This is a genomic window from Planomonospora corallina, assembly GCF_042650625.1.
Classification (GTDB): domain Bacteria; phylum Actinomycetota; class Actinomycetes; order Streptosporangiales; family Streptosporangiaceae; genus Planomonospora_B; species Planomonospora_B corallina.
This window is the reverse complement of the sequence record NZ_JBHSBM010000040.1, coordinates 287,270-307,579: the sequence shown is the minus strand read 5'-3', so window position 1 is coordinate 307,579 and position 20,310 is coordinate 287,270. Positions and strand designations below refer to the sequence as shown.

At 74.7% G+C, this 20,310-nt stretch carries 17 protein-coding genes; 7 read left to right on the top strand and 10 right to left on the bottom strand.

The annotated features are described in order from the left end of the window. Positions 1–49 precede the first annotated feature (49 nt). From ACFOWE_RS28205 to ACFOWE_RS28195, 3 genes are all read right to left on the bottom strand, one after another. Complete coding sequence (locus tag ACFOWE_RS28205; RefSeq protein ID WP_377293084.1) at positions 50–478, bottom strand: hypothetical protein; 429 nt, start codon at positions 476–478, stop codon at positions 50–52. A gap of 537 nt (positions 479–1,015) precedes the next feature. Further along, positions 1,016–1,693 (bottom strand): ABC transporter ATP-binding protein, encoded by a 678-nt coding sequence (locus ACFOWE_RS28200; RefSeq protein ID WP_377293181.1) that lies wholly within the window; start codon positions 1,691–1,693, stop codon positions 1,016–1,018. Then, a complete protein-coding gene (locus ACFOWE_RS28195) occupies positions 1,690–2,580 on the bottom strand; it encodes an ABC transporter permease (protein WP_377293082.1) in 891 nt (296 codons plus the stop codon). Before ACFOWE_RS28195 ends, ACFOWE_RS28200 begins: the two co-directional genes overlap by 4 nt. Before the next feature lie 171 nt (positions 2,581–2,751). Between ACFOWE_RS28195 and ACFOWE_RS28190 the strand changes: the two genes are divergently transcribed. Further along, positions 2,752–3,555 (top strand): histidine kinase, encoded by an 804-nt coding sequence (locus tag ACFOWE_RS28190; protein ID WP_377293080.1) that lies wholly within the window; start codon positions 2,752–2,754, stop codon positions 3,553–3,555. A 54-nt stretch (positions 3,556–3,609) separates the two neighbouring features. Here ACFOWE_RS28190 and ACFOWE_RS28185 read toward each other — a convergent pair whose 3' ends face one another. From ACFOWE_RS28185 to lnt, 3 genes are all read right to left on the bottom strand, one after another. After that, positions 3,610–4,452: a phosphotransferase gene (locus ACFOWE_RS28185; RefSeq protein ID WP_377293078.1), complete on the bottom strand. Its 843-nt coding sequence runs from the start codon at positions 4,450–4,452 to the stop codon at positions 3,610–3,612. Between the two features lie 84 nt (positions 4,453–4,536). Continuing rightward, a complete protein-coding gene (locus ACFOWE_RS28180; RefSeq protein ID WP_377293076.1) occupies positions 4,537–5,283 on the bottom strand; it encodes a polyprenol monophosphomannose synthase in 747 nt (248 codons plus the stop codon). Beyond that, positions 5,283–6,944 (bottom strand): apolipoprotein N-acyltransferase, encoded by a 1,662-nt coding sequence (gene lnt / locus ACFOWE_RS28175; protein ID WP_377293074.1) that lies wholly within the window; start codon positions 6,942–6,944, stop codon positions 5,283–5,285. The genes ACFOWE_RS28180 and lnt overlap by 1 nt, the downstream gene beginning before the upstream one ends. 596 nt (positions 6,945–7,540) lie before the next feature. On the opposite strand from lnt, the gene ACFOWE_RS28170 reads away from it, so the two are divergent. Next, a complete protein-coding gene (locus ACFOWE_RS28170; RefSeq protein ID WP_377293072.1) occupies positions 7,541–7,927 on the top strand; it encodes a tautomerase family protein in 387 nt (128 codons plus the stop codon). On the opposite strand, the gene ACFOWE_RS28165 is transcribed toward ACFOWE_RS28170, so the two are convergent. The 4 genes from ACFOWE_RS28165 to ACFOWE_RS28150 all read right to left on the bottom strand — a co-directional run bounded on the left by ACFOWE_RS28165 (position 7,909) and on the right by ACFOWE_RS28150 (position 11,138). Next, on the bottom strand, positions 7,909–8,109 hold the full coding sequence (locus tag ACFOWE_RS28165; protein ID WP_377293179.1) for a hypothetical protein: 201 nt from the start codon (positions 8,107–8,109) through the stop codon (positions 7,909–7,911). The genes ACFOWE_RS28170 and ACFOWE_RS28165 overlap by 19 nt on opposite strands. A gap of 70 nt (positions 8,110–8,179) precedes the next feature. Continuing rightward, the gene (locus ACFOWE_RS28160; protein ID WP_377293070.1) at positions 8,180–8,479 is read right to left on the bottom strand and encodes a sigma factor; all 300 of its coding nucleotides are present in this window, start codon (positions 8,477–8,479) and stop codon (positions 8,180–8,182) included. Continuing rightward, positions 8,476–8,631, bottom strand: coding sequence for a YciI family protein (locus tag ACFOWE_RS28155; RefSeq protein WP_377293068.1), 156 nt, complete (start codon positions 8,629–8,631; stop codon positions 8,476–8,478). Before ACFOWE_RS28155 ends, ACFOWE_RS28160 begins: the two co-directional genes overlap by 4 nt. A 332-nt stretch (positions 8,632–8,963) precedes the next feature. Continuing rightward, positions 8,964–11,138: a HelD family protein gene (locus ACFOWE_RS28150; protein ID WP_377293066.1), complete on the bottom strand. Its 2,175-nt coding sequence runs from the start codon at positions 11,136–11,138 to the stop codon at positions 8,964–8,966. Between the two features lie 454 nt (positions 11,139–11,592). Between ACFOWE_RS28150 and ACFOWE_RS28145 the strand changes: the two genes are divergently transcribed. The 5 genes from ACFOWE_RS28145 (at position 11,593) to ACFOWE_RS28125 (ending at position 20,259) form a co-directional block, all read left to right on the top strand. Further along, complete coding sequence (locus tag ACFOWE_RS28145; protein ID WP_377293064.1) at positions 11,593–12,855, top strand: 6-phospho-beta-glucosidase; 1,263 nt, start codon at positions 11,593–11,595, stop codon at positions 12,853–12,855. 102 nt (positions 12,856–12,957) lie between these two features. After that, a complete protein-coding gene (locus ACFOWE_RS28140) occupies positions 12,958–13,533 on the top strand; it encodes a hypothetical protein (RefSeq protein ID WP_377293062.1) in 576 nt (191 codons plus the stop codon). A 129-nt stretch (positions 13,534–13,662) separates the two neighbouring features. Beyond that, positions 13,663–16,485, top strand: a complete 2,823-nt coding sequence (locus tag ACFOWE_RS28135; protein ID WP_377293060.1) for a putative bifunctional diguanylate cyclase/phosphodiesterase — start codon at positions 13,663–13,665, stop codon at positions 16,483–16,485. Between the two features lie 80 nt (positions 16,486–16,565). Next, a complete protein-coding gene (locus tag ACFOWE_RS28130) occupies positions 16,566–17,738 on the top strand; it encodes an alpha-hydroxy-acid oxidizing protein (protein ID WP_377293058.1) in 1,173 nt (390 codons plus the stop codon). A 166-nt stretch (positions 17,739–17,904) separates the two neighbouring features. After that, positions 17,905–20,259 (top strand): putative bifunctional diguanylate cyclase/phosphodiesterase, encoded by a 2,355-nt coding sequence (locus tag ACFOWE_RS28125; protein WP_377293056.1) that lies wholly within the window; start codon positions 17,905–17,907, stop codon positions 20,257–20,259. The last annotated feature ends 51 nt before the right edge of the window (positions 20,260–20,310 follow it).

Genomic DNA, 20,310 nt, shown 5'->3' with positions numbered 1-20,310 from the left:
GGCCCGGGCGGCCCCGTCCCATCCGGCCCGTCAGGGCGGCGGGCCGCGGTCAGGCGGAGGCGCGCCCCGTGCCGTTCCGCCGCGCCGGGGAATCCTCCCGGCCTTCTCCGCGGGAGCGCTGGGCGATCACCGTCCCGACGCCGATGGCGGCCGCCACCGGCCACTCGAGGAGCCCGAACGCCGCCAGCGCGCCGAGCCCGCCGTAGTAGGCGAGGCGCTCGCGCGACGGAAGGAGGGAGCGGGCGGCGCCGAGGACCTGACCGACCTCCCGCCCGGTGATCTGCGGGGGCCGGAACTGCAGGGTGAGCAGAGGAAGCGTCAGGGTGAGCGGCCTGCCGGCGTGCCCGTCCCCCGCGAGCTCCACCGGGTCCACGGACCGCACGGGCTTCGCCGCGGCGGGCTTGCGCCCGGCGGCCGTACCGGATCTGGACTGCGCGCGCTCACGCGGTCGCCGGGTCGTCTGAGCGGTTTCCGTCATGGCCCCTTCTCTCAAGAGTCTCAAGAGTCGGGGGGACGATCTCCATGGCGCCGGCGAAAGGGACGGGCCCTCCGGCCGCCGGTGCATGACCTGCGAGGTCGCTCCTGTACGTTCCTCGATCCCGCGCGCCGGAAACGTCCGGAACGGGATCCCGGACCGGTCGCCGCGAGCGCGTCCCGCGACGGCACGTCCCGCTGAGCCCTCGAACGGACCTCCGGGGCCCACGCCGAACCCGTCAACGCGACCGCCGAGCGGCTCTACGCCGACTGGACCACCTACGTCAAGATCCGCGACGAGAAGGTCCTGCCTGCCGCGGCCACCGGTGATCTGCCGACGTTCCGGGACGCCTACGACGCGCTCGAGCAGCTCAACCAGAAGATCGCCAAGGGGTTCGAGACGCTGCGGGCCGCGCAGACCCAGGCGGCGGCCCCGGGCGGTGCCCGTGACCTCGATGGATCGGACCGTGTACCCGCGGTCTGCGCGGGTGGGCCCGCTGTGGCGCGGGCCGACCCGCCGGCGGGTCGGCGGGTCGGCGGTTCAGCGGGTCGGCGTCGGTAGGCGCAGGCGGCCGTCGTGGACTTCGGCGATCCGGTCGACGGCGGTGAGGTGCGCGCGGTCGTGGGTGACCAGGACGGTGGCGGTGGCCTGCTGATGGGTGAGGCGGGTGATCAGGTCGATGACGGCGGCGCCGCGTTGGTGGTCCAGGGCGCTGGTGGGTTCATCGACCAGCAGGACGGTGGGGTCGTTCATCAGGGCCCGGGCGATGTTGACGCGCTGGCGCTGGCCGCCGGAGAGCTGGTGGGGGCGGCGGTCGGCCTCGTCGGCCAGGCCGACCGCGTCGAGCAGCTCCAGTGCCCGGTCCCGGGCGGTGCGGGGCTTGCGGCCGCCGATCTGGGCCATGGCCTGGAGTTGTTCGGCGGCGGTGAGGGAGGGCAGCAGGTTGGGCTGCTGGAAGACGATGCCGATCCTGTGACGGCGCAGCTCGGTGAGCTCGCCGCAGGTCATGCCGGTGGTGGAGACGCCGTCGATGGTGACGGTGCCGGCGTCGGGGGTGATGAGGGTGGCCGCGACGGCCAGCAGGCTGGACTTGCCCGAGCCGGAGGGGCCGACCACGGCGGTCAGGCTGCCCTTGGGGACCTGGAGGCTGACCTGGTGCAGGGCGATCAGGCGGGTGGCGCCGTCAGGGTAGGTGAGGGTGATGTCGGTCAGGTTCAGGCGCTCCCCAGGGCGGTCAGCGGGTCGACGGAGGTGATGCGGCGGATGGACAGGGCGGCGCCCAGGGCGCCGAGAGCGATGATCACGGCGGCCGGGAACAGCACGGTGGCGGGGGTGAGCGGGAACGGCACGGCCGAGATGGCGAACAGAAAGCCGCGCATCAGCTGCAGGGAGCCGTTTTCGGAGGCGTAGGACCCGATCGCCGGCAGTGAGTCGCCGGTGGAGACCGTCCTGGTGCCGAGCTGCTGGTCGAGGGTCTGGATGTCGGCCCCGGAGGTGGTGTTCAGGGCGATGACGGTGGCGGTCGGTTCGCCGGCCGCGCCGGTGGGAGGAGCGGTCCTGCGCCAGGTGTCCAGGCTGGTCCAGATCACCGGGGTGTGGCTGAAGAAGGCGCCGCCCGCCACGGCGGCCACCGTCAACCGCCGGCCTGCCAGGGTGAGGGAGCCGCCGGCCTCCACGCCCAGGGTGTCGGCGGCCGCGGCCGACAGCACCACCGCACTGTCGGTGATCTTGTCGCTGCCGGGGGCGAGGCGGGAGCCGGGCTCGACGCCGAACGCCGAGACGGCGGTGCTGCCGTCTCCGGTGGTGGCCCTGGTCGTGGTGATCCCCAGTGGTTCGGCGCTCTGCACGCCGGGTGCCGTGGACCAGCGCTGCCACTGCGGCCGGGTGACGGTGGAGTCGGAGTACGGCAGGTCCTGGCCGTCGCCGGGGGCTTGGAAGGCGATCCGGTCGGCGGGCAGTCCCGTGATCGCCGAGATGTTCTGCTGTCCCAGCCCGGCGGTCAGCCCCGGCAGCAGTCCGACCAGCAGGGTGATCAGGACGATGACGGCGCCCATCAGGGCGAAACGCCCTTTGGCGAACTTCAGATCTCTCCAGGCGACGAACACGGTCTTGACCGGTCCTTTCCAGCGACGCGAGCGGTACGGCCCCACCCTCGCCGCCGCCCCCGGCGCGCGCTTCTGGCGCAAGAGCGCACTTGGCGGGCCGAAAGACGACACGCGGGTTCCATCTTTCGATGGAGGCCGCCGGGAGCCCGGCCTCGCAACCTGGGGGCCACTGTGAACATCGCTGCTCCCGCCCTGACCCCGGCCACCCGGGCCCTGGCCTGGTGCCTGCACCTGCTGGTCATCGGTCTGCTGGCCTTGGCCGTCGGCCGGGCCGTGGCCGACGGCCGGCCGCACGCCGGAGCGATCGCCGCCACGGCGGCGGCCTGCGCGCTGGTGTACGCCGCCGGGCCGCTGCTGCCCTCCGTCCGCCTGTCCCGACGGGCCGCCGCCTGGTGGCCGGCGACGGTGGGCGCCGTGTGGCTGGTGCTGCTGGCTCTGTCGCCCGAGGCGGTCTGGGTGGCCTTCCCGCTGTATTTCCTCCAGGTCCACCTGCTGCCGCGCCGCGCCGGCCTGGCCGCGGTGGTCGCGACCGCCATGGCGGCCAGCGCCGGGTTCGCCGTCCACACCGGCTCGGCCGGCCCGGCCATCGCGATCGGCCCCACGATCGGCGCCGCCGTCGCGGTGGCGGTGGTGTGGGGGTACCGGGCGCTGTACCGGGAGAGCGAACAGCGCCGGCAGTTGATCGAGGAGCTCACCGCCGCCCGGGCCGACCTGACCGCCGCCCAGCACACCGCCGGTGTCCTGGCCGAGCGCGAGCGGCTGGCCCGTGAGATCCACGACACCCTCGCCCAGGGCCTGTCCAGCATCCAGCTGCTGCTGGCCGACGACCACCCCATGGTGCGGGCGCGCCACCGGCTACCTCCTCAAAGACGCCCCGCCCGAAGATCTGGCCGCCGCCGTCGCCACCGCCGCCGACCTCGGCCTCATCCGCCGCTGACCCGCTCCCGGCAGCCGCAGCAACCCATCGCGCGGTGACGAGGGCGCGGAGCGGATCGGGCGCGTCCTGTGGCGGGCTCCCGGCCCGGCCGTCTAGTCGTTCCTCTCAAGCCAGGCGACGATGCTGCGCGCATACCCCTCGACGTTCACCAGCGGACGACCGTCGAGGACTCCGACGAGATGTCCGACGCCGAACGGGGCGTCGTAGACGCGGGCGCGCCGGTAGATCCCGGGGTCCACCGCCTTCCTGACGGTGTCCCAGCCGTGCCAGGCCATCAGGGCCGCGTCGATGGCGGGGTCGAACAGATGGGCCTGGTCCCAGTCCAGGACGCCGATCAGCCGGCCGTCCCGGCTCCAGTGCACGTTGGCGCCGCACAGATCACCGTGGACCAGTGCATCCGGTACGGCTTCCAGGTCCCGCGCCGCTTCCAGACGCGTGCGGCACTCGTCCCGCCATCTGTCCGGCAGACGCGGAACGACCTCCTCGGCCAGGACTTCGGCCCAGCCCTTCTCTCTCGGGGCGTTGAGCAGTCGCCTCAGGCGCGCGGTGACGGTGACCTCTCGCACGGCGCGCAGCAGTTCCCCGATCCGGCCGGGGTCGCCCTGGCCCTCAGGCTGTGCTTCACCGTCGACCCAGGAGACGGCGACCGCCGTACGCTCGCCGAACCGGGTCACGGGCGTGAGCGGCTCCGGCACCGCGAAGGGCAGCCCGGCCTGGGAGACCTCCCGCAGCACCTCCATGCGGCGCGGCATCTCCCGCGCCGACGACGGACGCTTGCTGACCCGTACGGCCGCTGTTCCCGGGAGGAGGACGACGTGGTGGAGATTGCCCTCCGTGACCCGGGCCTCGTCCAGGGAGTGGCCGGGGAGAAGGGCGTCGGCGATCTCCAGTAGTTCGTCGGCGGTCGGGGCGGCGGGCGTGGGGCTACCGGTCATGTCTTCTCTGAAGTCCGTGTCGTCGCGATGCTCGCGGTGATCTCCCGGCGTCCGCCGGGGCCGCCCGGGGAAGGTGACCAAGCCCTACCGGCGCGACCGGCGCAGCCTGCGGGGCAGGCCGGTCACGCCCCACTGGGTGACCCGCCACAGCGCCTCGGCGATGATGTCCCGGCTCATCTTGCTCGCGCCGACGGTGCGCTCCACGAAGGTGATCGGCACCTCGGCGACGCGCAGGCCGTGCCGGACCGTGCGCAGGGTCAGGTCCACCTGGAAGCAGTAGCCCTGGGACTCGACGTCGTCCAGGCCGATCTTCTGGAGGGTGGCGGCCCGGTAGGCGCGGAAGCCCGCGGTGGCGTCGCGGACCGGCATGCCGAGCATCATCCGGGTGTAGACGTTCGCGCCGCGCGACAGGAACTCCCGGGAGGCGGGCCAGTTGACCACCTTGCCGCCGGGCACCCAGCGCGAGCCGATGGCCAGGTCGGCCCCGCCGGCCAGCGCCCGGAGCAGCGCGGGCAGCTCCTCGGGCTGGTGGGAGCCGTCGGCGTCCATCTCCACGAGCACGTCGTAGCCCTCGGCCATGCCCCAGCGGAACCCCGCGATGTAGGCGGCGCCCAGGCCCTGCTTTCCCGAGCGGTGGAGCACGTGGACGTGGTCGTCGGCGGCGGCCAGCTCGTCGGCGATCTCGCCGGTGCCGTCGGGGCTGGCGTCGTCGGCCACCAGCAGGTGCGCCTCGGGCACCGCCGCGCGGACCCGCCGGACGATCATCGGCAGGTTCTCCCGCTCGTTGTACGTCGGGACGATGACGAGCACCCTGCCGACCGTCTGCTCCATCACTCGCCCTCTTCCACCTGTTCGTTCTGCTCTGCCCTGCGGTCGGCCGCACCGCGCCGCCGGAGCACCGGGGCCACCGGAACCATGGCCAGCGCGACCGTACCCACCAGTATCAGGGCCCACTGGGGCACCGCGCCAACCCGGGTGGCCACGGTCCGCTCCGTGCGGACCGAGACGGTCAGCACGGCCGTGTCGGCGACCAGCTCACCGGTCCGCCAGACCACCTCGCCGTCCGGGGTCACCGAGGCGGAGATCCCGGTGGTCGCGGAGGTGACCACGGCGCGGTTGTGCTCCACGGCGCGCAGCTGCGACATGGCCAGCTGCTGGGGCGGCAGGCCGGTGCGCGCGTAGGTCGCGTTGTTGGTCTGCACCACCAGCGGGCTGGCGCCGGTCCGGGCGGTGCCGAGGACGACGTCGTCGAAGGCGACCTCGTAGCAGTTGATCGCTCCGACGGTCACCGGGCCGAGCTTCAGGTCGCCGTCGCGGGTGCCGGCCACCGACTGCTTGCCGACCAGCGCGGCCCGCTCGAACAGCGCGAGCACGAGGTCCTTCATCGGGGTGAACTCGCCGAAGGGCACGAGCTTCTGCTTGTCGTAGTAGGCGCCGGGCCCGGTCACCGGGTCCCAGACCAGGCTGCGGGTGGCCCGGTTGCCCTCCCCGATCCCGACCACGGCGCCGACCAGGACGGGCACGCCGATGTCCTTCACCGCCGCGTCGATCTCGGCGTGGGCGAGCGCGCTGCGGTAGGGGTCGATGTCGGTGGAGTTCTCCGGCAGCACCACGATGTCCGGGCGCGGCATCCGGCCCTCGCGTACGGCCTGCGCCATCTCGTGGAGCTTGCGGGTGTGGTTGCGCAGGACCACGGCCGGCTCGTCGCCCAGGAAGCCCATGCCCCGGCCGGGCACGTTGCCCTGGACGACGCCGACCGTCACGGTCCGGCCCTCGTCGCCGGGCCGGGGTACGGCGAAGGCCGCGGCCGGGACCGCCAGGGCCAGGGCGACCGGCGGCGCGACGGCCCGGGCGAGCCGCCGGCCCTCCGGCCCCGGCCGCGGGGCGCCGGAAAGGGCCGGGATCCGCAGCGAGGCGAGGGCCAGCAGCGCCCCGCAGAGCACCACGGCGAAGCTCACCAGCGGCGCCCCGCCCAGGGCCGCGTACGGGGTGAGGGCCGACTCTCCCTGGCTGAAGGCCAGCCGCATCCAGGGGAAGCCGCCGAAGGGGACGGCGCCGCGCGCCCACTCCATGGCCACCCAGAGCGCGGAGCTCCACAGCGGCCACAGGGGCAGCCGGACGACCAGCGCGGTGCCGGCGGCCCAGGCGGCGTAGAAGAGGCTCTCGATGGCCGTCAGGCCCAGCCAGGCGTCGACACCGATGGGGCTGACCCAGTGGAGCCCGGGGGCGAGGAAGGCGAGCCCGCCGGCGAGGCCCAGCCAGGCGGCCCGGCGGGGACGGGTCCCGTGCACCGCGCGGATCATGAGGGCGGCGCCGAGGGGGGCCAGGAACCAGAGCCCGAGCGGCGGGAAGGACAGGTAGAGCAGGAGCCCGCCCACGGCCGCCGCGGCCGCGCGGACGGCCGGCTCCCGGCGCGGGGAGGCGCCCGGGACCCCCGCCCCGGGGGCGGCCGGGGACTCCTCCGCCGGAGGGGCCGTCTTCTCCTGCACCACGGGACTCTCCTCGGGGACGTTCGGGCGTGACAGGACGCGTCAGCCGAACGCTACCGGCACCACGACAGCGGGGTGACCTCCAGAGCGGACGGATGCTCTGGGGATCACCCCGACACTCGCGGTACCGGCACGGGAGCGGGAAGAGTGCCCGGACGAACCCTTCGGACCGGTTCCGTCCCGTCGGCGGCGGGCGCGGATTGCCGTTGTCTACTGGGTGCCCAGGCATCTCCCGGGTCCATTCCCCCACCCGGCTGGGGTGCCCCGACCCGACGGAGCACCGGTCCTGCGCCTGGCTGAGCGGGCGGAGTCGTGCTCCGCCACGGGCGAGGAACCGGTGATGTCAGGCACGGCCAACCGGCCAGTCCCGTGCTGGACTGGGGAGCAAAACTACCGACCTCAGCGCAGATGTCAACCTCGTCCCCAGCTGCGGAAACATACCGTTTTCGCAGCTAGGGAGCAAGCCGGAGGACCGACCGGTGATGACGGCGGATTCGGCCGCCGGGCGAGCGGGCGCCCGGCCTCCCGGCCGCCCCTCCGGCGGCGGCCGGCCGTACCCGTCCGCCCGCCGCCGGAGGGGATCTGGGAGACTCGGCGTCATGGCGCAGATCAAGTTCTACGGCCGCCGCGACGTGTGGGCCCCGCTCCGCCGGGAGCTCTCCGACGTCGTGCACGGCTGCCTGGTCGAGACGTGGAAGCTCCCCCCCGGCAAGCGCTTCCACCGGTTCCTGCTGCTGGACGCCGACGACCTCGTCTGCCCGGAGCGGGGCGAGCGTTATCTGATCGTGGAGATCGTCTGCTTCACGGGTCGCTCGGAGGAGGCCAAGCGCGAGCTGATCCGCGCCCTGTTCGCCCGGACCGGGGAGGCGCTCGGCCTCGCCGCCGACGACCTGGAGATCGTGATCATCGAGTCGCCCCGGGCCAACTGGGGCATCCGCGGCGTGCCCGGCGACGAGCTCGCGCTGACCTACCCCGTCACCGTCTGATACGCCGCCGCCCGGCGCTCCCGGACGTCCGGCACCCCGTCGCGCCGCTCGCCCAGCTCCGGCCCGTCCGGGACCCGGTACGGGATGCCGGCCTGGGCGATCTTCTTCTTCGCCCGGGTGATCCTGGCGGCCATCGTGGCCTCGGAGACGAGGAACAGCCGGGCGATCTCCCGGGTGGTCAGGCCCCGGCGCAGCGCAGCGTCAGGGCCACCCGGGCGTCCGTGGACAGCGCGGGATGGCAGCAGGTGAAGATCAGCTGGAGCCGCTCGTCGGGGATGGACGAGGGCGCGGCGGGTCGTCGACGACCAGCAGCGGTAGTTTCCGCGCCGCGACGGCCTCGCGCCGGAGCCGGCTCAGCGCGCGTCTGCGCGCCGTGGTGAGCAGCCAGGCGGGCGGGTTGGCGGGCTCCGGCGGCCAGGCGGCGAGGGCCGCGGCGAAGGCGTCCTGCAGCGACTCCTCCGCCAGGTCCAGATCGCGCAGCTCGGCGGTGAGCAGGGCGAGCAGGCGTGCCCAGTGCCGCCGGTACGCCTGCTCGACCGCTGTCATGCTCATCCCCCGTATTCGACCACGGGGCGGATCTCCACGATCTCCTCGGGGCAGGCCGCGGCGAACTCGATCGCCTCCTCCGCGCCCGCGACCTCGATCATGACGTATCCGCCGATCTGCTCGGCCGTCTCGGCGTAGGGGCCGTCGGTGACGACCACCCTCCCCCCCGGTCTTCCTGACCGTGGTGGCGGCGCCGGAGCCGGCCAGCTCGTTGCCGCCCCGCCCCGCGTTCCCGGCCGCCGGCTTCTCCTCGAAGCGGCCCCAGCGGGCGTAGATCTCCTCCCTCTCCGCGGGACCGGCCTGGGCCCAGGGCCTCTCGTCCCCGACGGCCAGCAGCATGTATCTCATGGCGTCTCTCCCTTCGATGTCGTCAGGCGTGTGCCGTACGCGCTCCTATGACGCGCGGCAGGCGCCGGAATCGACAGCCCTCGGAAGGGAGTTCTCCGGCCGGGCCCCGGGGTTCCCCGGGGCCCGGGACGGGACCCGGGGCTCAGGGGCCGGGGCGCCGTCCGAGGCCGGCGAGCGGCTCGGGCAGCGGCCGGGAGTGGACCACGCCGAGCCGCCGGGTCGCCCGGGTCAGGGCGACGTACAGGTCGCTCGCGCCCCGGGGGGACTCCGCCAGGATCAGGGCCGGCTCCACCACGATGACGGCGTCGAACTCCAGTCCCTTGGCGTCGGCCACGCTCAGGACCGCCGCGGGGGCGTCCAGGGCCGCCGTGCCCGGCCCGGCGACCGCCCCGCCGACCGCGCGGGTCACGGTCTCGCCCAGCTCCGCGGCGAGGGAGTCGGGGACGAGCACCGCCAGGCGCCCGCCCTCGACGAGCTCGGCCTCGACCGCCTCGGGCAGGGACTCCAGCGGGGAGGCCGCCCAGGGAGGCTCACCGGTCTCGCGGACCGAGGCGGGCGCGGTCAGGCCGGGGCCGACCAGCGGGAGCACCGCGGCGGCCACGGCCATCAGCTCGGAGGGGGTGCGGTAGTTGACGCTGAGGGTCTCCACCCGCCATCGCCCGGCCGCGTACGGGTCGAGCACCTGCTCCCAGGAGCGGGCCCCGGCCGCCGAGGCGGTCTGCGCCAGGTCGCCGACGATCGTCATCGACCGGCCGGGGCACCGGCGCATGACCATCCGCCAGTCCATCGGCGACAACTCCTGCGCCTCGTCCACGATGACGTGCCCGAAGGCCCAGGTGCGGTCGCCCGCGGCCCGTTCGGCGGTGGTGAGGTAGAACTCGTCGCCCAGGTGCCGGGCGGCGAACTTCTCCGCGTCCATGATCTCGGACAGGCCGGTCAGCTCCAGCACCTCCTTGGCGTAGGCGAGCTGCATGCTGGTCTCCTCACGCTCGGCTGCGCGGGCGGCGGCCTGCTCCTCCTCAGCCATCCACGCCCCCGCCCGCAGCACGGCGGGGTCGATCTCGCCGAGCAGCTCGGCGGCCTCGTCCAGCAGGGCCACGTCGGCGGGGGTCCACCAGGCCTCCCCCTTGCGGGGCGGCTCGCGCAGCAGCAGCTCGCGCTCGGCCGGGCTCAGCCCGGTCGCGGCGTACTCGAGCCGCTCACGGGAGGTGAACAGGCCGAGCAGGAGCTGCTGCGGGGTGGTGTAGGGCCACAGCCGGTTCAGCGCGGCCTTCACCGGCTGCTCGGTGCGGAGCTCCTCGCGCAGGTCGGCCAGCTCGTCGTCGTCGATGACGCCCTTGCCGAGCTCCCTGGCGGCCTGCCGGGCCAGGGCGTTGAGCAGGTGGCGCACGAAGACGGCGCGGGCCTCGTTGTGCGGGCGGCGCGAGCGGCCGGCCCGGTTGCGGGCGGCCTCCAGGGTACGGCCGTCGAGGCGGAGGGTGTAGCGGTCCAGCTTGATCTCGATCGGCTTGCGGGGCACCCGCTGCCGGTCCCGTACGGCGCGCGCCAGCACCTGGGCCATGCGCTCGTCGCCCTTGACCGCGGCCGTCTCGGGGCGTTCCCCGGCGGTCGCGGTGACCCCGGGGTACAGCTCGGCGACCGTGGACAGCAGCACGTCGGTCTCGCCCAGGGAGGGCAGGACCTGCTCGATGTAGCGCAGGAAGGTGGGGTTGGGGCCGAGGATGAGCACGCCCTTGCGGGCGAGCTTCTCCCGGTGGGTGTAGAGCAGGTAGGCCGCGCGGTGCAGGGCCACCACGGTCTTGCCGGTGCCGGGACCGCCCTGCACGACGAGCACGCCGGACAGGTCGGAGCGGATGATGCGGTCCTGCTCGGCCTGGATCGTGGCCACGATGTCGCGCATGCGGCCGGTGCGGCGGGCGCCGAGCGAGGCCAGCAGCGCGGCCTCGCCGTTGAGCGTGGCCGCGGCCTCGTCGGTGAGGGCGTCGAGGTCGAGCAGGTCGTCGTCGACGCCGATCACCTTGCGCCCCCTGGTCTGCAGGTGGCGGCGGCGGGTGACGCCCATCGGGGAGGCGGGGGTGGCCCGGTAGAAGGGCTGCGCCACCGGGGCGCGCCAGTCGATCAGCAGGCGGTGCTGGTCGTCGTCGGCCAGCCCGATGCGGCCGATGTAGAGGGAGGTGTCGTCGGAGTTGTCGAGCCGCCCGAAGCATAGGCCGTTCTCCACCGCCCAGAGGCGGGCCAGCCGTTCGGCGTACATCCCGGCGAAGCTGTCGCGCTCCGAGCGGTTCTGGTGGGTGCCGCCGCCGCCCTGGGCGAGCACCCCGTCGAGTTGCCGCTGGGTGCGCTCGCGCAGCAGGTCGAGCCGCCCGTAGAGCGCGGAGACGTACTCCTGCTCCTTGGCGAGCTCGATTTGACGGGTTGCCGTTACTCCATTATCTTTGGCGCTAATAGGATGCTCCGGGCCTTATAACACATTGTGCTGGTTGTTATGACAAACCATCACCATACCAGGTCCGTCGAGCCGTTCCCATGCCTGCGGACCCCGTCTTCCCCGGGCACCGGCCCGTTTCCACCGGCCCGTTTCACCGACACGGGCCCCTCGAACCCCGGACCGCGCCGCCCGGAAGACCACCGTGCCGCCGGGGAGGCCACCGCCACGACCGCGCCACCTGGCGCGACATTTGTGGTAATCGTGGTCTTACTCACTCAGAAAGGCATTCCTCGACAGATCTCTCCGGGCGAGGCCTGCGCGGCGCTCTGACGGGAGTCGAAGGTTGAAGCTGGCCGTTGTCGGGGGCGGTTCGACGTACACGCCGGAGCTGGTCGACGGGTTCGCGCGGCTGCGCGACGAGCTCTCCCTCACCGAACTCGCCCTCGTCGACCCGGACGCCGGGAGGCTCGCCCTGGTGGCGGGCATGGCCCGCCGGATGCTGAAGCGCGCCGGCCACCCGGCGGAGGTCACCGCGACCGCCTCGGTCGCCGAGGGGGTGGCCGGGGCGCGGGCCGTGCTGCTGCAGCTGCGCGTCGGCGGCCAGGCCGCGCGGAACGTCGACGAGACCCTCCCGCTGGAGTGCGGCTGCGTGGGCCAGGAGACGACCGGCGCGGGCGGCCTCGCCAAGGCTCTGCGCACGGTCCCGGTGGTGCTGGACATCGCCGAGCAGGTCCGCCGGCACGCCCCCGGCGCCTGGATCGTCGATTTCACCAACCCGGTCGGCATCGTCACCCGGGCGCTGCTGGACGCCGGGCACCGCGCCATCGGCCTGTGCAACGTGGCGATCGGCCTGCAGCGCCGCTTCGCCGCGCTGCTCGGCGCCGCCCCGGAGCGCGTCTCGCTGGGCCACGTCGGGCTGAACCACCTGACCTGGGAGCGCTCGGTCCGCCTCGACGGGACGGACGTGCTGCCCGCGCTGCTGGAGGAGCACGGGGAGGAGATCGCCGCCGCCGTCGGCCTGGACGCCGCGCTGCTCCGCCGCCTCGGCGCGGTCCCCTCCTACTACCTGCGCTACTACTACGAGCACGACCGCGTCGTGGCCGAGCAGCGGACCGGGCGGTCGCGCGCGGCCGAGGTCGCGGAGATGGAGACCCGGCTGCTGGAGACGTACGCCGATCCGGCGGTGGACACCAAGCCCGAGCTGCTGGGCAGGCGCGGCGGCGCGTACTACTCCGAGGCCGCCGTGGCGCTGATCGCCTCGCTGCTCGGCGACCGCGGGGACACGCAGGTGGTCAACCTCCGCAACGACGGCGCCCTGCCGTTCCTGCCCGGCGAGGCGGTCGTCGAGGTGCCCGCGGCGATCACCTCCGCCGGGCCGCGGGCCCTGCCGGTCGAGCCGGTGGAACCGCTCCACGCCGGCCTCATCGCCCACGTCGCCGCCTACGAGACGCTCGCGCTGGAGGCCGCGCTGCACGGCGGCACAGAGCGCGTCGCCGACGCCCTGCTCGCCCACCCGCTCGTCGGCCAGGCCTCCCTCGCCGGCGACCTGGCCCGCCGGCTGGTCGAGGCCAACCGCCGGCACCTGCCCTGGGCGGCCGGCGCGTGAGGGCCGCCCCGGCCCCCGGCGACGGGCGCGTGAGGACCGTCCTGGCCGTCGACGGCGGCAACAGCAAGACCGACGTCGCGCTGGTCGCCGAGGAACGGCACCGTGCTGGCCACCGGCCGCGGCGCGGGCTTCCGGCCGCAGCGCGACGGTGTGGCCGCCGCGCTCGACGTGCTCGGCGACGCGGTACGGCGCGCGCTCGGCCCCGGCGCGGCGCCGCCGTTCGCCGACCACGTCGCCGCCTACGTCGCGGGCGCGGACTTCCCGGAAGAGGAGGAGGCCCTCCGTGAGGCGATCCTCTCCCGCGGGTACGGCGGGCGGGCCGCGGTCGGCAACGACGCCTTCGCGTTGCTGCGCGCCGGGGCCCGCGGCCCGTCGGGGGTGGCCGTGGTGTGCGGGGCGGGCGTCAACGCCGTCGGCGCCTCCCCCGACGGCCGGGTCTCCCGCTTCCCCGCGCTCGGCCGGCTCAGCGGCGACTGGGGCGGCGGCGTGCTGACCGCCCGCGACCCGGTGCTGGACGGCATGGTCCGGCGGCTCCTCGCCGAGCGGGCCCCCGGCGCCGTGCCGGTCGTCGCCTCCGTCCCGCCCGTCGCGGGCGCCGCCCTGCTCGGCCTGGACGCCCTCGGCGCCGGAGGGCGGGCCGAGGCCCGGCTCCGCGAGCACTTCCGCGCCCCGGCATGACCCGCGCCGTCCCGGCGGCAGCGGGGGAGGCCCTCCACCGGAAGCGGCCGGGCGGCGCGGACCGAGCAGGCCGCAGGGACCGCGGGGATCACCCGCGGTGAAACGCTCAGCGCCGGGCCGCTCCTGCCGATGGGAACCCACGTGAACAGCCCGTACCTGCCGCAGGACCGGACGACGCCGGTGGAGCACGGACAGCGCCTCGCGCTCTTCCACACCGTCCTGAACCGCGCGCTGAAGCGGCCCCTGCCGTCCGTCCTCGGCGTGCTGGTGGCCATCGCCGCGGGATGGTTCGCCCTCGGCGCCGTGTTCCCGTCGATGTCGCCGCTGCCCGCCTGGGCGCTGACGGTCCTGTCCGCGGCGCTGACCGCCCTCGCGTGCGTCCGCGTGGCGCGGGCGGCGTCGCTGCCCGCGCCGGTCCGGTCGTTCTGGCAGGCCCTCGGCTGGGCGGCGGGCGTCCTCGCCGTGGGCGCGGCCGGCGACGCCCACGGCGCGCTCAGCGCCCACGGCACGCTCGGTGCCTCCGGCGCGCCGTCGCAGCAGCCGGGGCCGGTGGCCCTGGTGATGTACCTGGGCGCCGTCCTGATCGCCCTGTGGGCGCTGCTGCGCCTGCCCGTGGGGCGGCGCTCCCGCACGGAGTGGCTGGCCCTGGGGCTCGACGCGGGCATCATCATGCTCTCGGCGGGGCTGTTCGCCTGGTACTTCGTGATCCACGGCTCACCGGAGCTGGCCGCGCTCACGGGCTCGTCCCTGCCGGGGCTGGCCATCATCACGCTGGCCTTCGGCGCGGTGCTCGCCGCAGTCAAACTGGCCCTGACCAGCGCCGGCCTGCTGGACCGCCACGCGCTCTCACTCCTGGGGCTGGGGGTGCTCGGAGGCGCGACGGGCGGCGCGCTCATGCCGCTGCTGCACTCCACGCCCCATCTCTACAGCACCCAGGTGACGGTCCCCCTCGCCTCCTTCCTGCTGGCCCTGGCCGCCGAACGGCAGCGGCAGGCCGCGGAGCTGCCCGCGCCCCCGCCGCGGCGGCGGCCGTTCAACCTGCTGCCGTACGGCGCGATCACGGCGACCGGCGCCCTGCTGCTGGTCTCCGCGTGGGAGCCGAACGGGGAGACCCTCGTGATCGCGGCGGGCACGCTCGTGCTCACCGTCCTGGTGGCGGTCCGCCAGGTCATGGCCTTCCGCGACAACGCCGCCCTCCTCGCCCGGCTCGACGCCAGCATGCTGGAGCTGCGCCGGCACGAGCAGCGCTTCCGCTCGCTCGTGCAGAACTCCTCCGACATGATCGCCATCACCGGCGGGGACATGACCCTCGTCTACGTCAGCCCGAGCTCCGAGCGCGTGCTCGGCGTACCCGCCGAGGAGGGGGTGGGGCGTCCCGTGACGGGCCGTGTGCACCCCGACGACCTGCCGGTCGCCGACGCGCTGGCCGCCGAGCTCATGGCCGCCCCCGGTGCCACGGCCGCCTGCCAGGTCCGCATGCTCCACGCCGACGGCACCTGGCGCTGGCTGGAGGTGATCGCCACCAACCGGATGGACGACCCCAGCGTCCGCGGGATCGTGAGCAACACCCGGGACATCACCGAGACCAGGCGCTACCAGGAGCGGCTCACGCACCAGGCCTCCCACGACGCGCTGACCGGGCTCGCCAACCGGACCCTGTTCGCCGAGCGGACCGCGCAGGCGCTCGCCGACGGCGGCGACGCCGTCGCGCTGGCCCTGATCGACCTCGACGACTTCAAGTCCGTCAACGACCGGCTCGGGCACGCGGTGGGCGACGCCCTGCTGACGGCCACCGCCGAGCGGCTGCGCGCGTGCGTGCGGCCGGGTGACACGGTCGCCCGGCTGGGCGGGGACGAGTTCGCCCTCCTGCTGACCGGCATCTCCGCGGACGAGGCCGACGGGCTCGCCGGGCGCGTCGTCGCGGCGCTCGGCACGCCCGTCGACGCCGCCGGTCACCACCTGCTCGTGCGGGCCAGCGTCGGCCTGGTCGGCGGCCGGGGCGGCGCCCCCGCCGACGGCCCGGTCGCGGACGCCAGCGAACTGCTGCGCCGCGCCGACCTGGCCATGTACGCCGCCAAGGAGCAGGGCAAGAGCCGCTACGCCCGCTACACCGAGGCCATGGACACCTGCGCCGTCGAGCACGCCCGGCTCGGGGCCGAGCTGCGGCGGGCCCTGGCCGCGGGTGAGCTGTTCCTGCTGTACCAGCCCGTGGTCGCGCTGCCCGACGGCGAGCTCCGCGGGGTGGAGGCGCTGGTGCGCTGGCGCCACCCGGAGCGCGGCATGGTGTCCCCGGCGCAGTTCATCCCGGTCGCCGAGCGCAACGGGATGATCGTCGAGATCGGCGCCTGGGTGCTGCGGGAGGCCTGCCGCCAGATGGCCGACTGGCGGCGCCGGTACGGCGCGGCCCCGCTGTCCCGGATGGCCGTGAACGTCTCGGCGCGGCAGCTGCGGGAGCCGGAGTTCGCCCAGGCCGTGGCCGACGTGCTGGAGGAGACCGGGCTGGCCCCGGAGGACCTGCTGCTGGAGATCACCGAGACGGCGGTGTTCGACGGCGGGCTCGCGCTGGAGACGGTCAGAGCGGTCCGTGAGCTGGGCGTCGGCGTCGCCCTCGACGACTTCGGCACCGGCCACTCCTCGCTGGGCCTGCTGCGCACCTGTCCGGTCGACGCGCTCAAGGTGGACAAGCTCTTCGTCGACGGGGTGACCGGCACGGCGGAGCAGTCGGCGATCGCCGCCTCGCTGGCGCAGATCGCCCGGGCGCTGCGGCTGCGGATCGTGGCCGAGGGCGTGGAGACCTCCGCGCAGGCCCGGAGGCTGTACCAGCTGGGCTACCGCCTGGCGCAGGGCTTCCACTTCGCCCGGCCGTTGCCGGCCGAGCGGATCGACGGCATGCTGGCCGCCCGGGCGGGCCACGGTCCCGAGGCGCTGGAGCCGCCCGCCCTGGCGAGCTGAACCGGGAGCGGGGCCGCCCGGCGGCGCCCCGGGCGTCCCCCTCCGCACCGCCCCTTCGCACAGACCGGTAAGGAACCCCCATGAGCCCTCGTTACGGCGACTACCAGCTCGAGATCTACCTCAACGGCCTCGGCGGTGTCCTGCCCACCCTGCCGATGACCTTCGCCGAACTGGAGAGGCGGGCCGAGCAGGCGCTGCCGCCGTCGATCTGGTCGTACGTGGCCGGCGGCGCGGGCGACGAGCACACCCAGGACGCCAACGCCGCGGCGTTCCGGCGGTGGGGGCTGTACCCGCGCATGTTCGCAGGCGCCACCGAGCGCGACCTCTCGGTCGACCTGTGCGGGCTGAGGCTGCCCTCGCCGCTGCTCATGGCCCCCGTCGGGGTGATCGGCCTGTGCGCCCAGGACGGCCACGGCGACCTGGCCACCGCCCGCGCGGCCGCCGCCACCGGCGTCCCGATGATCGCCTCCACCCTCTCGGTCGACCCGATGGAGGACGTCGCGGCCGAGTTCGGCGGCACTCCGGGCCTGTTCCAGCTCTACACCCCGACCGACCGCGAACTCGCCGCCAGCCTCGTCCACCGGGCCGAGGCCGCCGGATACAGGGGCATCGTCGTCACGCTCGACACCTGGATCACCAGCTGGCGCTCCCGCGACCTGTCCACCGGCAACTTCCCGCAACTGCGCGGTCACTGCCTGGCCAACTACACCAGCGACCCGGTCTTCCGCGCCCGGCTCGGCAAGGACCCCGCGCAGGACCCCGCCGCCGCCGTCATGCTCTGGGCGCAGCTCTTCGGCAACCCGCTGACCTGGGACGACCTTCCCTGGCTGCGCTCCCTCACCGACCTGCCGCTGATCGTCAAGGGCATCTGCCACCCCGACGACGCCCGCCGCGCCGCCGACGGCGGCGTCGACGCGATCTACTGCTCCAACCACGGCGGCCGCCAGGCCAACGGCGGCCTGCCCGCCCTCGACTGCCTCCCGGACGTCGCGGCGGCCACCGACCTGCCGGTCATCTTCGACTCGGGCGTGCGCTCGGGCGCCGACGTCGTCAAGGCCCTCGCCCTGGGGGCGACGGCCGTGGCCGTCGGCCGCCCCTACGCCTACGGCCTCGCCCTGGGCGGAGCCGACGGCGTCGTGCACGTCCTGCGCTCCCTGCTGGCCGAGGCCGACCTGCTCATGGCCGTCAACGGCTATCCCACCCTCGCGGATCTCACCCCCGGCGCTCTGAAGTCCTGCGGTCTCCCCCGCTGACGCCACCGCGTCCGCCGGTTCCCCGCGGACGCCGCGCGCATCCCCGTGACCAGGTCGCCGGGGCCGCCGAGATTCGGCGGCCCCGGCGGTGGAAAGGCTCATGACCGGCCGGTCCGAGCCGATGGTGGCTGCGACACCGGTGCGCCACGCGTGGAACGAGGAGGAGATGAGCCGAGTCTCGCCCGCAGTGATCGTCTCCGCCCGCTCCCGGCGCCCCCTCGAGCGGCGCGGCTGGCTGCTCTATCTGCTGGCGGGGGCTCCGCTGGTCGCCGCCGCCGCGTTCCTGACGGGCCGGTCGCCGGCCCTGGAGGTGCTGCCGTGGGTCCTCCTGCAGGGGGCCGCCGCGCTCACCGTCCTGGTCACCGTCCACCGCCGCGGCCTGCACCGGCTGTGGCCGTGGCGGCTGCTCGGCGCCGGCGCCCTGCTCGCCTGGCTGGCGACCACGCTGGGCTGGGGCGTCGGCCAGGTCTGGCTGCACGTCCCCTTCCTGCCGAGCCTGTACGACCTCGGCACGCTGGTGGCCTACGTCCTGTCGCTGGTCGCGCTGACCGCGCTGAGCCTGCGCGGCTCCGGAGCGCGGGGGACCGCGCTGCTGGACGCCGCCGTCATCACCCTCGGCGTGGCCATGCCGATGTGGGTGTTCGCCATCGAGCCCGCCGTCGACGGCGGCGTGCGCACCGGCGCCGGCGTCCTCCTCTTCCTCGCGCGGCCGGTCATCGACCTGTTCATCGTCGGGCTCGTGGTACGGCTGGCCCTCGACAACGGCCGCGCGCCCTGGCTGGCGCTGCTGTGCGCCTCCTACCTCGCCCTGTTCGTCGCCGACACCCTCTACCTGCTGGACCAGACGGCCGACCGGGCGTACGGCCCGCTCTCCGTGGTCGGCTGGCTGGGGTGGGCGGTGCTGGTCGGCGGCGCCGTGCTGCACCCGTCCGTGGCCACCGCGCCGCGGCTGCGGGCCCCCGAGGCCGGCCGGGCGCGGGCCGCGCTCTTCCTCGGGGTGGCGCTGCTGAGCCCGCTGGTCTCCGTCCTGGGCCAGACCTTCCTGGACCTCGGCACGGCCCGCAGCCCCCATGACGAGATCATCCTCATCGCGCTGACCGTGCTGCTGGCCGTGCTGCTGGCGGCGCGGCTGGGCATCGTGGCGCGGCTGGCCGAGGAGCGGGCCTGCGAGCTGTCGGCCTCCCTGCGCCGCCAGGAGGCGCTCCAGCGCAGCCTGTCCCACAGTGCCCTGCACGACCCGCTGACGGGACTGGCCAACCGCACCCTGCTGGGCCAGATCCTGCAGCAGGCCATCGCCTCCCGGTCGGCGCCGCCCGCGCTGCTCATGCTGGACCTGGACGCCTTCAAGGACGTCAACGACACCTTCGGCCACCCCGTCGGGGACGACCTGCTCACCGCCGTGGCCGCGCGGGTGCGGGCGCTCCTTCCGGAGGGCCTGCTGCTGGCCCGGCTCGGGGGCGACGAGTTCGCGCTGGTGCTGCCGGAGGGCACCGTCGACGACGCGCTCGCCATGGCTCGCCGGATCCTGGTCGCGCTGCGGGAGCCGTACCGGCTCGACGGCCGCGAGCTGCACCTGACCACCAGCATCGGCGTGCTGGCCGGGCTGTCCGTCGCCAGCCCCGCGGAGGCGCTGCGCGACGCGGACCTGGCCCTGTACGCGGCCAAGAACGCCGGCAAGAACCAGGTCGCGCTCTTCACCCCCGAACTGCGCGAGGCCCGGCTGGAGCGCACCCGGCTGACCACCGACCTGCGCCGGGCCCGGGAGCGCGGCGAGCTGACCCTGGTCTACCAGCCGGTCGTCGACCTGGCCTCCGGCGACATCCGCAAGGTGGAGGCGCTGCTGCGCTGGAACCCGGCCGGCCGGAGGCCGGTGCCCCCCGACGTCTTCATCCCCGTCGCCGAGGAGAGCGGGCTGATCGTCCCCATCGGCCGGTGGGTGCTGGAGCAGGCCTGCGCGGACGTGCGGCACTGGCACGAGCGCCACGGCGTCTCCGTCACCGTCAACGTCTCCGGCCGCCAGCTGCGCGAGGAGGACTTCGGCGACGTCGTGCTGGACGTCCTGGCCCGGTACGGCCTGCCGGCCCGCGCCCTGGTCCTGGAGGTCACCGAGAGCATGCTGCTGGCCACCACCCCCGCCGAGACGGCCCGCATCGTCGGGACCCTGACCCGGCTGCGCGAGCACGGCGTGCGCATCGCCCTGGACGACTTCGGCACCGGCTACTCGTCGCTGTCGTACCTGCGCACCCTCCCGGTCGACATCCTCAAGATCGACAAATCGTTCACGCCCGTCTCCGGGAACGCCGACCACGACCGGATGCACGCCTTCACCAGGGCGATCGTGGAGCTGTCCGCCGTGCTGGGCCTGACCACCATCGCCGAGGGCGTCGAGAGCCCCGAGCAGGCCGCGCTGCTGCAGCAGATGGGCTGCCCCCAGGCTCAGGGGTACCTGTTCTCACCGCCGGTCGGCGCCCCGCAGATCGACGGCCTGCTGCACAGCATCCCCTGGCGGCAGGCGGCCTGACCCGCGTGCCTGCCGCGCCCCGGTCCGCGGCGTCCTCCCGGCTCTTCGTGC

Bases quoted from the DNA above. Each gene is read 5' to 3' on its own strand.
- ACFOWE_RS28205 (WP_377293084.1), bottom strand. From the start codon at position 478: ATGACGGAAACCGCTCAGACGACCCGGCGACCGCGTGAGCGCGCGCAG.
- ACFOWE_RS28135 (WP_377293060.1), top strand. From the start codon at position 13,663: ATGGGAACCCACGTGAACAGCCCGTACCTGCCGCAGGACCGGACGACG.
- ACFOWE_RS28130 (WP_377293058.1), top strand. From the start codon at position 16,566: ATGAGCCCTCGTTACGGCGACTACCAGCTCGAGATCTACCTCAACGGC.
- ACFOWE_RS28170 (WP_377293072.1), top strand. From the start codon at position 7,541: ATGGCGCAGATCAAGTTCTACGGCCGCCGCGACGTGTGGGCCCCGCTC.
- ACFOWE_RS28185 (WP_377293078.1), bottom strand. From the start codon at position 4,452: ATGACCGGTAGCCCCACGCCCGCCGCCCCGACCGCCGACGAACTACTG.
- ACFOWE_RS28125 (WP_377293056.1), top strand. From the start codon at position 17,905: ATGAGCCGAGTCTCGCCCGCAGTGATCGTCTCCGCCCGCTCCCGGCGC.
- ACFOWE_RS28180 (WP_377293076.1), bottom strand. From the start codon at position 5,283: ATGGAGCAGACGGTCGGCAGGGTGCTCGTCATCGTCCCGACGTACAAC.
- ACFOWE_RS28160 (WP_377293070.1), bottom strand. From the start codon at position 8,479: ATGAGCATGACAGCGGTCGAGCAGGCGTACCGGCGGCACTGGGCACGC.